This is a genomic window from Sorangium sp. So ce590 (assembly GCF_051521365.1).
In the GTDB taxonomy this organism is placed as follows: Bacteria; Myxococcota_A; Polyangia; order Polyangiales; family Polyangiaceae; genus Sorangium.
On sequence record NZ_CP150346.1, the window covers coordinates 1,249,278 to 1,263,756 of the forward strand.

The following is a 14,479-nucleotide window of genomic DNA, read 5'->3' on the forward strand; positions in this document are numbered from 1 at the left end:
TCATGCCGAGGAGCGTTAAGAAAGGGCCCTTCATTGACGGTCACCTGCTGGAGAAGATCCAGGCGGCCCAGGCGACCAATGCCAAGAAGGTGATCAAGACATGGTCGCGCCGCTCGACGATCCTGCCCGAGTCGGTCGGTCTGACCTTCGCCGTGCACAACGGGAGGAAGTTCGTTCCCGTGTTCGTGACGGAGAACATGGTCGGCCACAAGCTGGGTGAGTTCGCCCCGACGCGGACGTTCCACGGTCACTCCGGGGACAAGAAGTCCAAGGTCGGCAAGGGCCCTGGCGGTCGCTGATCGCTCCGCGGCAACGCGAGAGCATTGACGACAGGCGGGCGGGGTCGCAGAAGCGATCCCGCCCGTTCGTTTTTTCGGTTGAGCCCAGGCGGACGGCCCGCGCGACGGCACGGAACGAGCGATCGCCGTGGCTCCAATGGCGCGAAATGGCTCAGGAATTTGTGTTCCTGACGCGCCTCTCGCCCCGGCGGCCCGCCTCCTCCTCGACGGAGCAGCGGTCTAGAACGTGCCGCGCAGGCCGGCGAAGCCGGGACCGACGAGCAGCTGCGTCGAGGCGGTGGTGCGCTGGGGTTCGCCAGCGCTGCCGCCGGTGAAGCTCAGGACGAGCAGCGTCGTGCCGGCGACGAGCCCGATCGCGCCGACCACCACGCCGACGTTCGCGACCGTCTTCTCGGCCTTGCCCGCGTCGACGTCATCCCTGCGATCGACGGGGCAGGGGCCCCGGCAGCTCTCGGCGAGATCGCTGTAGGTGCTGTTGGCCATCAGCCCGGCGACGGTGAACACGGCGAGCCCTGCCACGCCGACGCCGCCGGCGGCATAGGCGTACGGGCGCAGGTGCGCCCTCGCCGAGGGCGCCTCCGACTCGGGCAGGCCCGCGCCCTCGTCGAGGAGCACCGGCTCGCCGACCGGGTCGCTCCGATCGGCGTCGAGCGCGACGGTCTTCGCTTCGCCCGCCGAGAGATCGAGGGTCTGCGGGATCGAGGTGGCCCTCGTGCGCAGGACGACCTCGGTCTTGCCGGGCTTGACCGGGAACGGCTTGCCCCACCGCTCGCGCGGGACGTCCTTGCCGGCGATCGCGAGCGAGGTCGCGGCCTCCGGGTGCGCCACCGTGACCGTCACGAGCGCGATCTTGCGCGCGAGGTCGTCTCGCTCCAGCTGCGCCGTCTGCTCCGTCTGGACGTAGCGCGGCTCGGCCTTGGCCCGGGACGCGGCCTCCGCCGCGACCTGATCGAACTCGAGGTACGCCTCGGTGTGCTCGCCGAGATCCGCGAGGCAGCGCGCGATGTAGAGATGGGAGTTCGGGCTCGCCACCGCGGCGTACGAGGCCCGGAACTGCTCCAGCGCGAGCGCGTAGCGCTTGCTCTCGTAGAGGGCAGCGCCCTTCTTGAAGAGGCTCTGCGCCTTCTCCACCGCGTCCGGCGCCGGCGTGGCCGCGGCGTCGTCCGCGCCCGCTGCGGGCCCGGGGAGCGTGCACAGGCAGAGGCAAGAGACCGCACCGAAGAGCAGCGCACGGAGCCAGGGTCGAGATCGCACGGTGGTCAGATACCCGAAGGGTTGTACTTCTTTTTGGTGGTCGATACCGGCTTGGGCGCGGGCTTCGTCGACGTGGACGTCGTCCGAGGGCGCGCGGTCGAGGCTGGGCGCGCCGTCGACGTCGGGCGCGCAGGCGGCTGCGTCGCAGCGGGAGCCTTGGCCGTCTGGGGAGGCGGCGGCGTCTGGGGAGGCGGCGGCGTCTGGGGAGGCGCCTCCTCGGGGAGCGGGGCCGAAGGCGTCGGCGCCTCCTCGGGAGGCGGCGGCGATGGCGGCTGCGCCGCCTGCGAAGGCTCCGCGGTCGCCGGGGGCACCGCGGGGAGGGCCTCCGCCGCGCCTGTGGCCGTGACCACGGGCGCGGCGGTGTCCGCCGTCGCGGGCGCGGGCAGCGCGTCGACGCGCGCCTTGCCGATCTCCGAGGGAGAGCGCTCGTCGCCGCTGCGCACGACCAGCGCGACGGCGCCGAGCGCCACGCAGAACATCGCCGCGCCGGCCACGATCAGCTGGAGCCGCTTGCGTCGTTCCCCGGTCTCGAACGACCTGTCGACGATGGTGACCTCGCCGGTGTCGTTGGCCATGCTGCGGGAGCCGCCCCTCGCGAAGCGCGCGGCGAGCGCCGCCGCCCTGGAGGCGGGCGGGTCCGCCGCGGCGAGCACCTTCGTGGCAGGGTTGCCGGCCGCGGGGAGGACCCGCGGCACGGACGAGCCGAGCAGCTTGCCGTCGCGGGAGGAGGGCCGCGGGCTCGCCGGCTCGGCCGGCTCGACGGGCGGGATGTTGGCATGCAGCGAGGGCGCGATGATGAGCCGCGGCGCTCCCTCGGGAGGCTTCGCCGGCACGGCGATCTCCTCGAACGAGATCGGCTCCAGGCTGACGGGGGGCTCCTCGTCGTGCGCCGCCGCCGGGGACGCCGCCGCGAGGGCCGCTGCGCCGGCAGCGAATGCGCTCCCGCGGGCGCCCGCGCCCGCGTCGGCCGGCGCGGTGTGGGGCTCCGGGGCGGCGCCGGAGCGCGGCTCCGAGTTCACGGCCGCGCCGGCGTCGACGGCTGCGATCGCATCGCGGAGCTCCTGCGCGCGCTTCGACTGGATCTCGCCGATCGCCTGCCGCACGAAGGCCGCCACGTCCTCGTCGGTCGTGGGCTCGCCGAGCGTCGACGCCACCTGATCGATGGCCCGCTGCATCTCGGCGCACGTCGAGAAGCGGTTCTCGCGATCCTTCTCGAGCGCCTTGAGGATGATCCTGTCGAGCTCGGGGTGGATCGCGCCGTTCAGCTCGCGCGGGGGGAGCGGGTTCTTGATCGTGATGTTCTCCACGGTCGAGAGCTCGGTCTCGGCGCGGAACGGGTGCAGCCCGGTGGTGAGCACGTACAGCAGCGCGCCGAGCGAGAAGATGTCGCTCCGGCGATCGATGGAGAGCCCGCCGAGCTGCTCGGGCGAGAGGTACGGCGTCTTCCCCTTGATGATGCCGCCGGCGCGCGTGACGTGCAGGCGCCCCTTCGACTTCGCCACGCCGAAGTCGACGATCTTCACGAAGCCGGCGGTCGAGATGAGCACGTTCGCCGGCGAGATGTCGCGGTGGACGAGGTCGAGCAGCGCGCCGCTGTCGTCGCAGAGCTCGTGCGCGTTGTGGAGGCCAGCGCAGATCTGGGAGGCGATGCGGAGCACGATCCGCTGCGGGATGCCGCCGAGCCGCTTCGCGGCCTTCTGCAGCGTGCCGGCCGTCTCGCCGTCGACCCACTCCATGACGATGTAGAGGACGTCGTCCTCCTCGCCGAGGTCGAGGATCTCGACCACGTTGGGGTGCCGGATGCGCGCGGCGACCCGCGCCTCGTCGAGGAACATCGACTCGAAGTCGGGGTCGTCGGAGACGTCGGGCAGCATCGTCTTGATGGCGACGATCTTCCTGAAGCCGCGGGTGCCCTGCAGACGCGCGGCCCAGACGGCCGCCATGCCTCCCTTGGCGACCGGCATGAGGATCTCGTACCGGCCGAGGGTGCTCCCCGGCCCGAGCCGGTCCACGGCCGACGCCGCGCGACCCCACAGCTTCATCGGGCCCTGGGCTCCGGTCGGCGTGAGGAGCGCCCTGCCGGAGGTCGATGCCGGACCGCTGCCGAGCGCGATCTCCTGCGTGGCAGCCGCCGCCCCACCGCTCGCGGAGGCGGCCGCCGACGGGAGCGGTGGACCCTTCAGCACGGCGGGGATCGCAGGCGCGGTGGCCGATGCCGGCGCAGGAGGGATCGGCGTCGGACGAGGGCCACGCGCCGCGGCGGGCACCACGGCGACGCGATGCGCGGCCGGGGCCAGCCGCGCCGCGGGCGACACAGGGACACGCGGCGTCACCGGGCTGGACGCGGTCGCAGGCCCCGTCGCCACGGACGCCGCGGCGCCGAGGGCCGTGGACGCCGCAGCGGAGGTCTTGCCGGGGACCTCGGGCGGCGACGGCTGCACCACCCGGGGCGGCGGCGGGCGCGGCGGCCTCGCGTGCGGCCCGGCCGGGATGGGCGTCGGCCGCTTCGGCACCGTGCCGTCGGCCGGCGTCGGCGTTACCCGCGCCGCCACGAGGCTGTCGCCCGGATCCCCCGGCCGCGGCACGGCTGGCCGCGCAGGAGGCTGCTCCTTCCGCAAGGCCGCCGCCGGCGTCGCCGACGCCGCGGGGACCTCGGGTCTCGCCACGGCGGCGCCGCGGCTCTCCCTCCTCTCGCTCGACGGCTCGATCTGCGGCAGCGTGTCCGCAGGAGGGCGCGGCGCGGGCAGGCCGCGCGCGGCGCCGTCATCCGCCGAGCCCCACTCGGCGTCGATGCCGGCGTGCGCCGCCGGCACGGCGCCGTTCGACGCGCCGGCCCCCGTCTTGGCCGCCAGGCCGTTCTTCAGCGCCGCGGCCTCCTTCGGCGCGGTCGCGCCGCTCGATGGGCGGAGCTGGCTCGCGGTGACCGCGGCCGGCGGCGGGCCCGGGGTCCCGCGCGGGCGCGGAGACGGCGCGGTGATCGCGTGACGCGGGCCGTCTCCGTGGGGCGAGAGCGCGCCGTCGGGGAGCGCCAAGCCCACCAGCGTCGCGCCGCGCGCGCGCGGCAGCGGCCGCGAGCTGGCCGCATCGGCCAGGCGCGCCATCGCCGCCGCGACCATGGTCCTGCGCGGCTCGATCGTCTTGCCGGCCAGCCTGCTGAGCGCCGCGGTCACGTCCTCCACCCCGGCGATCCGCCCCGCGCCCGCGGCCTCCAGCGCCGCGAGCATCGCCGACGCGCTCTCGAACCGGCGCGCGGGATCGCGCTCGAGCGCGGTCCGGACCACCTCGCCGACCTCGGCCGGGACGGCGTTGCCGGCGAGCGGCGGGATGGGCGCCGTCAGCACCTTCTGGATGACCGCGGACTCCAGCTTCGACGAGAACAGCCGCTGCCGCGCGAGCAGCTCCCAGAGGAGCACGCCGACCGAGAAGAGATCGGCGGGCGGATCGAGCGGGGCCGCCGTGTGCGTCGCCATCGCCTTGACCCGCTCCGGCGCGGCGTAGGCCAGACGATCGGGGTTCCTCGTCCCCATGGGCGCGAGCCCGGCGATGGCCCGCGCGACGCCGAGCCCGCTCACCCGCGTGACCCCGTCGATGCCGACGGTGACGTGGGTCGGGTTCAGCTCGCCGTGCACGAGCGGCGCCGGCTCCGCCGCGTGCGCGGACGCGAGCGCGCGCAGCACGTCGGCCCCGATCCGGAGGGCGACTGGCAGCGGCAGCCCCTCGGCGCCGGCGGCCGAGACGAGCGCGCCGAGCGGCTCGCCCTCCACGTACTCCGAGACGATGAAGACCTCGCCGTCGGCGACGCGGGCATCGAGCACCGAGAGCACGCTGGGGAAGCGGACCTGCTGCGCCATCCCGGCCTCGCGCAGGATGCTGTCCGTGGTCTCCGCCCTCTTCGTGAGATGCCGGTAGATGCGCAGGATCGTGACAGGCGACGCGCTCGTCGCCGCGCCCTCGTCGGACGCCGTCCGCGCGAGCCACGTGGACCCGATCCCGCCGCCGGAGAGCTCTTTCAGCAGCTCATAATTGCCGAGTCGCGAAGCAGAGCCCGCAGCGGGCGGCCTGTCGAGCGCCATGGGACTTGCATGCTATCAGGACGTCAGAAGCTGGATCCAGCGTTCACGCCCGATAAAACGCGAGCTTGGCCGTGTCCGGAGCGCCCTGTCAGGCGAGCTTCCAGCGTGGTCCGGAGCGGACGCCTGGCGCCCTGGCCAGCGCCGCGCTTGCCTCGAAAAGCGGTTGTTTCGGCGCGATCTCGCCGGCGCGCCGCGGCCGCTCTCGCGGCTTGACACACGTCCGCGACGAGCTCCAGGCCCGAGCTCGCTTCCGAGGCGATCGTGGCCACAGCGCGCCCGCGCTCGCAGCGAGGGGTGTGAGCTCCTCCGCGCGCACACACGTGCTCGGGTGTGGGGGGGCCGACTCAGGGGCGCGGCGCGCCGATCGGGCGCGGCACGCCGATCGAGACGGGGTGAACGGTCAGCGTCACGAACCTCGTGCGGCGCTCGTGGCTCGAGAACGCGCTCGCGGCGACCGGGATCCCGTGCCGGAGCGCCACGGCCACGTGCGGACCCGGATCGACCCGGATCGCCCGCGATGGCTGCGCCACCTCGCCGTCGAGCAGCAGCGTCACGCCCTCGGTCGCGCCGGCGAGGTTCAGCACGATCCTGGGCATGCGCCCCTCGAGGTCCTGGAGGCGCGCGTCGATCTCGGCGAGCACCGCCGGCGCCGCGGCCCGCGCCGTCGCGCGCGCATCCTGGTACGTCCGCTCGGCCGTCCGCAGCCGGCCGAGCCGCTCGTGGCAGAGACCGATGTGGAACGCCACGTTCGCCGTCGGCCGCTGGCGGGCGATCGCCTCGAACCGATCGAGCGCGTCGGCCCAGCGTCCGGCGACCTCAAGGGTCAGCCCCTGCGCGAACTGGAGCCGCAGCGCGCGCGTCGCGCGGTCGTCCTGCGCATGTCCCCAGGACGGCGAGAGCAGCGCCCAGCCGGCGAGCGCGAGCGCGAGCGCAGCGGCGCGCCGGCGAGCGCGCCTGCGCAGGGCGGAGAGCGGTGCGGCGCTGCTCATCAGAACCCGGGGCTCGTGATGCGGGATCTCGAGGGACCGCGCGGCGCCGGCGCGCGCGGGGGCTTGTCCCCCGGGGCCGCGGTGATCTCGGGCGAGCCCGGGTCCGCCGAGGCGAGCTCGGGCGAGCCCGGCGTGCCGTCGCGGCTCGCCGACTTGCCGGCCGGCGCGTGCGGCGCGTGCGGCGCGTGCGGCGCGTCGAAACCCGCCGGATCGGGCGCGCCCGCGCCGCGCCGCCACGCGGCGCCGCTGTCGGCGAAGGCCGCGGCCAGCACGGGGCGGAGGCTCTCGCGCGCCGCGGCCCCGGCCCCGGCGTCCGTCTGCTCCCGCAGCGCGCCCGAGCCGAGCGCCGCCGCGAGCACCGCCGCGCCCGCGAGCTGGAGCGCCGTGATCGCCCGCGCGCGCCGCCGCGCCTCCGGCGGCGACCCGGCGCCCTGCATGCGCCCGAGCGTCGTCGCCTCGCGCCACCGAGGCGCCCGCGTCCCCGCGGTCCAGAGCCGCCCGAGGGCGCGAAGGGCGAGCCGCGGGGGCGCGGCGAGCGCGCCGCGGGGGCGCGTCGTCGCGAGCGACCGCGGGCCCGTGGCGGCCGGCGCGAGGATCACGATCGGCGCGGGCGCGCTCGCGCCGAGATCGCCGAGCGCGGCCTGGAGATCCGCGCGCAGCGAGGCCGCGTCCGGGTAGCGCCGCGCCGGTTCCTTCTCGAGGCAGCGGCCGACGATCTTCCGGAGGCGCTGCGGGATCGAGGGCGGGAGCGGCGCGGGCTCGGTCTCGAGGATGCGCCGGAGGATCGCGTGGTGGTTGCCCCCGCTGAACGGCTGCGCGCCGCTGAGCGCCTCGTAGAGCATCACGCCGACCGCCCAGAGGTCGGCGCGCGCGTCGATGGTGCGCTTGCCCAGGGCCTGCTCCGGGCTCATGTACGAGGGCGTCCCGAGCAGCTGTCCGTCGATGGTGATCGCGTCGCCCGCGTCCGTGACCTGGCTGATGCCGAAGTCGACGATCTTCGGCACGATCCCCTCGCCGGGGACCATGGCCATCACGATGTTCTCGGGCTTGATGTCGCGGTGCACGACGCCCTCGGCGTGGGCGGCGGAGAGCCCGCTGCAGACTTCGATGAGGACGGGCACGACCTCCTCGGGCGGCAGCGGCCGGTTCGGCAGGAGGCGATCCGCGAACGGCGCGCCCCGCAGGAGCTCCAGGGCCAGGAAGAGGTAGCCCTCCTCCGGGAGCTCGCCGGCGTCGACAACGCCGACGATGTTCCGGTGCTGGAATTTGCCGATGATCTTCGCTTCGCGGATGAACCGCCCGACGACCTGCTCGTCCCGGTGCGCCGGGGACAGCTTGAGCGCAACGTCCCGGCCGATGAGCTCGTGGCGCGCCCACCAGACGCTCGCCATCCCGCCCGAGCCGATCGGCTGAATCAGTCGGAAGCGACCTCCTGCGACGTCCCCGGCATGCAGCATGTGCCCCCTTCGCCCATCGCGCGTGAGAAGCCTTCACGCCGATCGAGCATCGAGAGCCGAAAAGCACGAGCAAGGCCACGGGCTCGGCGATCCGCCGTCGCCGTCGAACGGAGCCGCTGGGTCGATCCGCTCGTCAGGGGCGATAGCGCTCGAGGATGGCGCTCGAGAGCTTCACGCCGAGCTCCCGGTAGCCGCGGAACGTCAGGTGGACGCCGTCGCGCGACGCGCGCGGCGGGCGCTCGCGGTACCAGGTCTCGATGGAGCCCCTCCCGCCCATCGCCTCGTACGTGTCCCAGAACGCGCAGCCGCCCTCCCGGGCGGCGTCGCGCAGCACGTCTCGGACGAGGGGCGTGCGCTCCGCCGTGTCCTTCCGGTCCGTGGGCGCGAGGACCAGGCAGTCGGCGTCGGGCTCGACCCTGCGGGTGCGGGCGAGCAGCTCGGCCAGCTGCTTCGCGTAGAGGGATGGATCCGTGGTGACGTCGCCCGCCTCGTTCGTGCCGTACTCCAGCACGACGAGCTCGGGCGAGCGCCGCGCGAGCTCGGCAGCCCAGGCGAGCTCGTTCCACCGCAGCGCCGTCGCCAGGCGGGCGCCGTTGATGCCGAGCGTGTCGAGCACCACCCCGGGCTGGACCTCCGGATCGGTCTCGACGACGAGCCCGCAGAGCTCGGGCGCACCCGACGGCACGACGCCGAGCTTCGCCGCGCCCACGCTCGCGAGCTTCGTGTGCTCGAGCGCGCCGGGGACGTCGCCCGCGGCCCCGCGGAGGACCTCGCTCGGGCCGCCCTCGATCGTCACCGCGAGCTCGTCGGTCGGCGCGCTCGATCGGAAGCACACGTCCCAGAGCAGCCGCGTGGAAGGCCCCGCCCCGGTGACCGTGATCTCCGCGCGCGCCGGGCCCTTGTGCGCGCTGAAGAGGATCCCCCCGAGCCCGAAGACGCCGTCGTCGATCGGCGTGGAGCCGCCCGGCGTCTTCGGGCGGGTCCGCCACTTGCCGTCGGCCGTGAGCCGCGCGCGCTCGTGGCGGTAGGCGGCATAGCCGAGGTGCACGAAGCCGACGCCGCCGTCGCCGAAGCGCCGCTGCAGCGCCGAGCGGACCGCGCCGCTCCAGAAGTCCGCCGCGGCGTGCGAGTCGCCGAGCCAGGCGATGCGCACGTGGTCCTTGCGGCGCCGCTGCTCGAGGGCGCGGAGCGCCGCGAAGAAGTGCGCGTAGGGCCCGTCCTCCGGGCGCAGCAGCGCGAGCTCCGGCGGGGGCTCAGGGAGGCGCGGCGCGGCCGTGCGCTCGCCGCCGGGCGCGGCGATCTCCGCCGGGCGCGGCGGGGGCGCCCCGGCCGGCGCGGCCCCCACCTCGGGCGACGGGGGCGCGACGTGCTCGCGTGTCGAGCTGCAGCCGAGCGCCGCGGCCACGAGCAGCGCCGCGAGGAGGCGCCGAGGAGGCGCGGAGATGCCGCGCTCCGGGGCCTCCGCGCGAGGCGCGGAGCGGGCTGCGCCGCTCACGAGAGCGGATCCTCGATGTCGAGCTCGGCGTCCGCGCTGGCCTCGATCTCCTGGCGCTCGCGCCGCTCGCGGACACGCTCCTGCACGGCGCCGACGAGCACGTCGACGTACGACTCGAAGGGGGGGCAGGCGAGCCCGGCGCCGGTCAGCACGAGGTCCGCGTTCCGGGCGTCGTAGCGCACGGGGGTCATCAGCTGCTCGACGAACGCGCGCGGGCTGCGGAGGAAGCGCTCGATCCCGGGCGTGCGGAGCAGCGCCTTGGCGAGGTTCGACGGGATGTGACCGCGCGCGGCGCGGCGGCCGCTCGCCCGGGCGATGAGGTCGAAGACCCGCCGCGCCGACAGCGGGTGCGGGTCGGCGATGTGGAACGTGCGGCGCGGCGCGAGCCGGTGCAGGCCGATCGCGTGCGTCGCGCGGACCACGAAGTCGATGGGGACGATGTTGAGCGGGACGTCGCCGCGGCCGGGCATCGGGATCGCCATGTCGGCCGGCGCCGCCATGATGAGCAGCACGAGGAGGTACAGGCCGTCGAGCCGGTCGATCTCCCCGGTCACCGAGTCGCCCACCACCGTGGTCGGCCGGACGACCGCCACCGGCACGTGGCGCATCGCCCGCCGCACGAGCACCTCCGCGCGCATCCGCGTCTCCTCCACAGGGTTGCGGAACGCCTGACCCGCCTCGAGATCCTCCTCGTACACCGTCCCTGTACGATCGCCGGCCACGAACGCGGTCGATTGATGCACCAGGCACTGGAGCGAGGTGCAGGCGCGGGCGAGCTCGAGCACCTCGGCGGTCCCGACGACGTTCAGGGCGTGGGCGGCGCTCCGGTCGGCGCCGGCTTTGCTCACGTACGCGAGGTGATGGATCCGGTCGACCTCGCCGGCGAGCTGCCGGAACTCGGCGCCGGACAGGCCGAGATCCATCGCCGCGACGTCCCCCTCGAGCAGCACGACGCGCTCGCGGTCCGCCGCCGGGAGCGCGTCGCGCTCCGCGGCCGCCTGCGCCGACGAATTCGCGACCACCACGGCATACACGAGCGTGCGCGGCTCCGACGCGAGGATGTGCTGCAGCATCCTCCGCGCGATGAACGAGGGGAAGCCGGTGATGAGCACCACGCTGTCGTGGCCGGGGCGAGGCATCGATCGAAGCTTACCGCAGCAGTGTGCCTGCTCCGCAGCTTTCCGTTGACGCCGCCTCGGACGAGCGCGGAGCGATGGGGGCATATGCGGCAGCGCGGGCCGCCCTCCGGCGGGGGCGCGCGGCCGAGGGCTGCCCCTATCCGCGACCGCGGCCCCACGTATAATCGCCCGGTTGATGCGCCCGGGAGTCACGGTCGCGGACCGGTTCAGGATCGAGGGCCTGGCGGGATCGGGCGGGATGGGCTCGGTGTACCGGGCCACCGACCTGACCGACGACAGCCCGGTCGCGCTGAAGATCCTGCACCGCGGGGCCGAGCATCAGGAGAGGCGGCTCGAGCGTGAGGCGCAGCTCCTCTCCGGGCTGCGCCACCCGGGGATCGTCCGCTACGTCGCGCACGGGGTCACCGCGGATCAGCAGCGGTACCTCGCGCTCGAGTGGCTCGACGGCGAGGACCTCGCCGCGCACGTGGCGCGCGCGCGGCTCAGCGTGGACGGCGCGGTGACGTTGCTGCAGCGCCTCGCGGGCGCGCTCGGCGCGGCGCACGAGCGGGGCATCGTCCACCGCGACGTCACGCCCGGGAACATCTTCCTGCCGGGCGGCGCGCTGGAGGGCGCCAAGATCGTCGATTTCGGGATCGCTCGCGCCGGCGCGGACGCCGGGGCTCCCGTGGGCCTGCCCGCGCGCGCGCACGACGCCGGCGTCCTCCGGGCGGGCGAGCTCGCGCGCGACGGGGTGACGCTCGGGACGCCGGGGTACATGGCGCCCGAGCAGGCGCGCGGCGACCCGCACGTCGACGCCCGCGCCGACGTGTTCTCGCTCGGGTGCGTGATCTGGAACTGCCTCACCGGCCGGCCTCCCTTCGCCGGCGATCAGGTGATGGCGATCCTCGCGAAGGCCGCGCTCGTGGGCCCGCGCCGGCTCTCGGAGCTGCGACCCGACGTGCCCGCCGCGCTCGACGATCTGGTCGCGTGGATGCTCGAGAAGGATCCGGACGGCCGGCCGCGGGACGGGAACGAGGTCCTCGCGAGCGCGGCGCAGCTCCGCGTCGCCCGGGAACAGGCCAGGGACACCGGCGAGAGCGGGACGCCGAGCACGCGGCTCGCCCGGGCGCTGGCCGAGAGCGCCGCGGGCGAGCCGCGGCTCATCAGCGTGGTGCTCATCCACGGCGCGCTCCCGGGCGACGCCGCGGCGGCGGCGCCCGCCGCGAGCGCCGGGCCCGCCGCGCCGGGCGCCGCTCTGCCGCCGGCGCACCCCCAGGAGCCCGCGCCGAGGGCCGCGATGGAGGCGGCGGTCCGGGCCGCGGTCGCGCCCTTCGGCGGGCGCGTCGACCGGCTCGCTGCCAGGTGGCTCCTCGTCACGATCGCCGGCGGCGGCGAGGCCAACCTGCAGGCGGAGCCGCCGCGCCCCGCCGGAGCGCAGGCGAGGACGCCGACGGACCAGGCCGCCCACGCGGCGCGCTGCGCGCTCGCGCTGCGCTCGCTGCTGCCCGCGGACGTCTCCGTCGCGCTCGCGACCGGCCAGGACGTCGCCTCCGGCCGCTGGCCTGCGCGGCAGGTGATCGATCGCGCCGCGGCGCTGCTCGGCGCGCGGTCGCGCGCGGAGGGGGAGCGCCCCGCCGGCGCCGGGAGCGACGGCGCGCCGCCGCACGGCGGTGTCCTGATCGACGACGTGACGGCCGGCCTGCTCGCGCTCGGCCGTCACGAGATGGAGCGCCTCTTCCCCGAGCTCTGGGCCGCCGGCGCCCCCCTCGATCCTCGGCCCGGCGAGCGCGCTCCCCGTGCCCCGGGGCAGCTCGCCCGCGAGGTGATGGGGCAGGGCGCCGCCGCGGAGGCGCGCGCCGACGGCAGCGCGGCGGCGCGCGCGTTCTACCTCGAGGAGCTGATCCGGTCGGTCGCCCGCGGCGACGCCGAGGGCTCGCCCGAGACGGTGCTCGCGATGGCGCACGCCCGCCTCGACGACCTGCACCCGGCGGTGCGCCGCATCCTCCGCGCGGCGAGCATCTTCGGCGAGGCGTTCTGGCGCGGCGGCGTGGCCTCCCTGCTCGGCGGGGCGCAGGGCGCGCCGGACCTGGACAGGTGGCTCCTCGAGCTCGTCGCGCGCGCGCTCGTCGAGCGGCGCCCCGCGTGCAGGTTCGCCGGCGAGGAGGAGTACGCGTTCCGGCACGCGCGCCTCCGCGAGGCCGCGTACGCGACGCTCACCCGGGGCGACCGGCTCCTCGGCCACCGGCTCGCGGGCGCGTGGCTCGAGCAGTCCGGTGAGATCGACGCGATCGTGCTCGCGGAGCACTTCGACCACGGCGGAGAGCACGGCCGGGCGATGCAGTGGTTCCTGCGCGGCGCCGAGCAGGCGCTCGAGCGCGGCGATCTCGCCGCGGCGATCGCGCACGCGGAGCGGGGCGCGCGGCACGGAGACCTCTGCGATCGGCTCGCGGACGAGGACCTCGCCGGGGAGCGCGGCGCCTCGGCCGACCCGTACGGCCCGCGCGAGGGCGAGACGCTGAGCGCGCTGCGCCTGGTCCAGGCGGAGGCGCACCGCTGGCGCGGCGAGTTCGAGCAGGCCCAGCGCTGCGCCGCCCAGGCGGCGCGGCGCCTGCCTCGCGGCACGCCGCCCTGGTTCCGCGCCGCCGACGAGCTGATGAGCGCGAGCGGCCGGAGGGGCGACTACATGCTCACGACCGCCTGGGCGAAGGAGGTCGCCGCGTGCGGCGATGCCGGAGCCACGGCGGGCGGTCCAGGCGACGCGGGCGCGCCCCGGAGCGAGCCGTCCGGGGCCCGGGCCGCGGCCGACATCCGCTCGGCGCGCGTCATCGCCCTGTGCTCGGCGGCGCGCCAGCTCTTCCCCGCGGGGCGTTACGCCGAGGCGGACGCGCTGATCGCGCGGGTGCGCGCCCTCGCGGGGGATCTCGCGTCCCTCGCGCCGCGCGCCGCCGCCGAGGTGCACCGGCTGCGCGGCGCGCGGGCGCGGCACCTCGGCGATCCCGCGGGCGACATGGCGGGCTACGCCGCCGCGGTCGACGCGTTCGAGCGGGCCGGCGACGTCCGCGACGCGTGCAACGCCCGCGTCAGCCTCGGCTGCGCGCTCCTCGAGCTCGGCGATCCAGAGCGGGCCGGCGAGGAGCTCACCGCCGCGCTCGCGGCGGCCGAGCGCATGGGGTTGCGCACCGTCGCCACGCGCGCCCGGCAGAACCTCGGCCGCGTGCTCGCGGCCAGCGGTCGGCTCGACGACGCGCTCGCGCTCTCGCGGCAGGCCATCCTGGAGGCCCGCGCGCAGGGCAACCTGCGCCTCGAGGGCGGCACCCGCATTTACGCCGCCCTCATCGCCCACGCCGCCGGGGACTTCGCCGCGGCGGAGTCCGACGCCCGCGACGCCGCGGAGCTCCTCCAGGTGGTGCCGCCCTCCCGCGCCGGGGCGCTCGCCGCGCTCGCGCGCGCCCTGTCCGCCCAGGGGCGCGCCGACGACGCGCTCTCGGCGGCGCGCGAGGCCGAAGGCCTCCTCGCGCGCCACGGCGGCCTCGAGGCGTTCGAGTCGCTGGTCCTCGTCGCCGCCGTCGAGGCGGCGCGCGCCGCGGGGGACCTCGAGGGCGCCCGCGCCGCCGCTGCCCGGGGCCGCGATCGGCTCCTCGTCCGGGCCGCGGCGATCCCGGAGCCCGCCCTGCGCGAGAGCTTCCTGCACCGCGTCCGCGAGAACGCGATGCTGCTCTCGCTCGCGCGCATCTGCCTCGGCGAGTCCGCCGTGATCGTCGCCGCCCGCCGCTCCCCGAGGTCCTGACGCG

The 14,479-nt window shown here is 76.0% G+C and carries 8 protein-coding genes; 2 read left to right on the top strand and 6 right to left on the bottom strand.

Going from position 1 to position 14,479, the window contains the following annotated elements; genetic code table 11:
* Positions 1-2: 2 nt before the first annotated feature.
* On the top strand, positions 3-299 hold the full coding sequence (gene rpsS, locus WMF28_RS04590; protein WP_437486975.1) for a 30S ribosomal protein S19: 297 nt from the start codon (positions 3-5) through the stop codon (positions 297-299).
* Between the two features lie 219 nt (positions 300-518).
* Here the strand turns inward: rpsS and WMF28_RS04595 are convergent, their stop codons facing one another.
* The 6 genes from WMF28_RS04595 to WMF28_RS04620 all read right to left on the bottom strand — a co-directional run bounded on the left by WMF28_RS04595 (position 519) and on the right by WMF28_RS04620 (position 10,706).
* Positions 519-1,553 carry a tetratricopeptide repeat protein gene (locus WMF28_RS04595; RefSeq protein ID WP_437600814.1) on the bottom strand — a complete coding sequence of 345 codons (1,035 nt, stop codon included), beginning with the start codon at positions 1,551-1,553 and terminating at the stop codon, positions 519-521.
* A gap of 5 nt (positions 1,554-1,558) precedes the next feature.
* On the bottom strand, positions 1,559-5,626 hold the full coding sequence (locus WMF28_RS04600) for a protein kinase domain-containing protein (RefSeq protein WP_437600815.1): 4,068 nt from the start codon (positions 5,624-5,626) through the stop codon (positions 1,559-1,561).
* 344 nt (positions 5,627-5,970) lie between these two features.
* Complete coding sequence (locus tag WMF28_RS04605; protein ID WP_437600816.1) at positions 5,971-6,615, bottom strand: tetratricopeptide repeat protein; 645 nt, start codon at positions 6,613-6,615, stop codon at positions 5,971-5,973.
* Positions 6,615-8,072, bottom strand: coding sequence for a protein kinase domain-containing protein (locus tag WMF28_RS04610; protein WP_437600817.1), 1,458 nt, complete (start codon positions 8,070-8,072; stop codon positions 6,615-6,617). The genes WMF28_RS04605 and WMF28_RS04610 overlap by 1 nt, the downstream gene beginning before the upstream one ends.
* A gap of 133 nt (positions 8,073-8,205) precedes the next feature.
* A complete protein-coding gene (locus tag WMF28_RS04615; protein WP_437600818.1) occupies positions 8,206-9,567 on the bottom strand; it encodes a GDSL-type esterase/lipase family protein in 1,362 nt (453 codons plus the stop codon).
* Positions 9,564-10,706 (bottom strand): SDR family oxidoreductase, encoded by a 1,143-nt coding sequence (locus WMF28_RS04620; RefSeq protein ID WP_437600819.1) that lies wholly within the window; start codon positions 10,704-10,706, stop codon positions 9,564-9,566. The genes WMF28_RS04615 and WMF28_RS04620 overlap by 4 nt, the downstream gene beginning before the upstream one ends.
* 175 nt (positions 10,707-10,881) lie before the next feature.
* Here WMF28_RS04620 and WMF28_RS04625 point away from each other — a divergent pair, with 175 nt between their 5' ends.
* Positions 10,882-14,475, top strand: coding sequence for a protein kinase domain-containing protein (locus WMF28_RS04625; protein ID WP_437600820.1), 3,594 nt, complete (start codon positions 10,882-10,884; stop codon positions 14,473-14,475).
* The last annotated feature ends 4 nt before the right edge of the window (positions 14,476-14,479 follow it).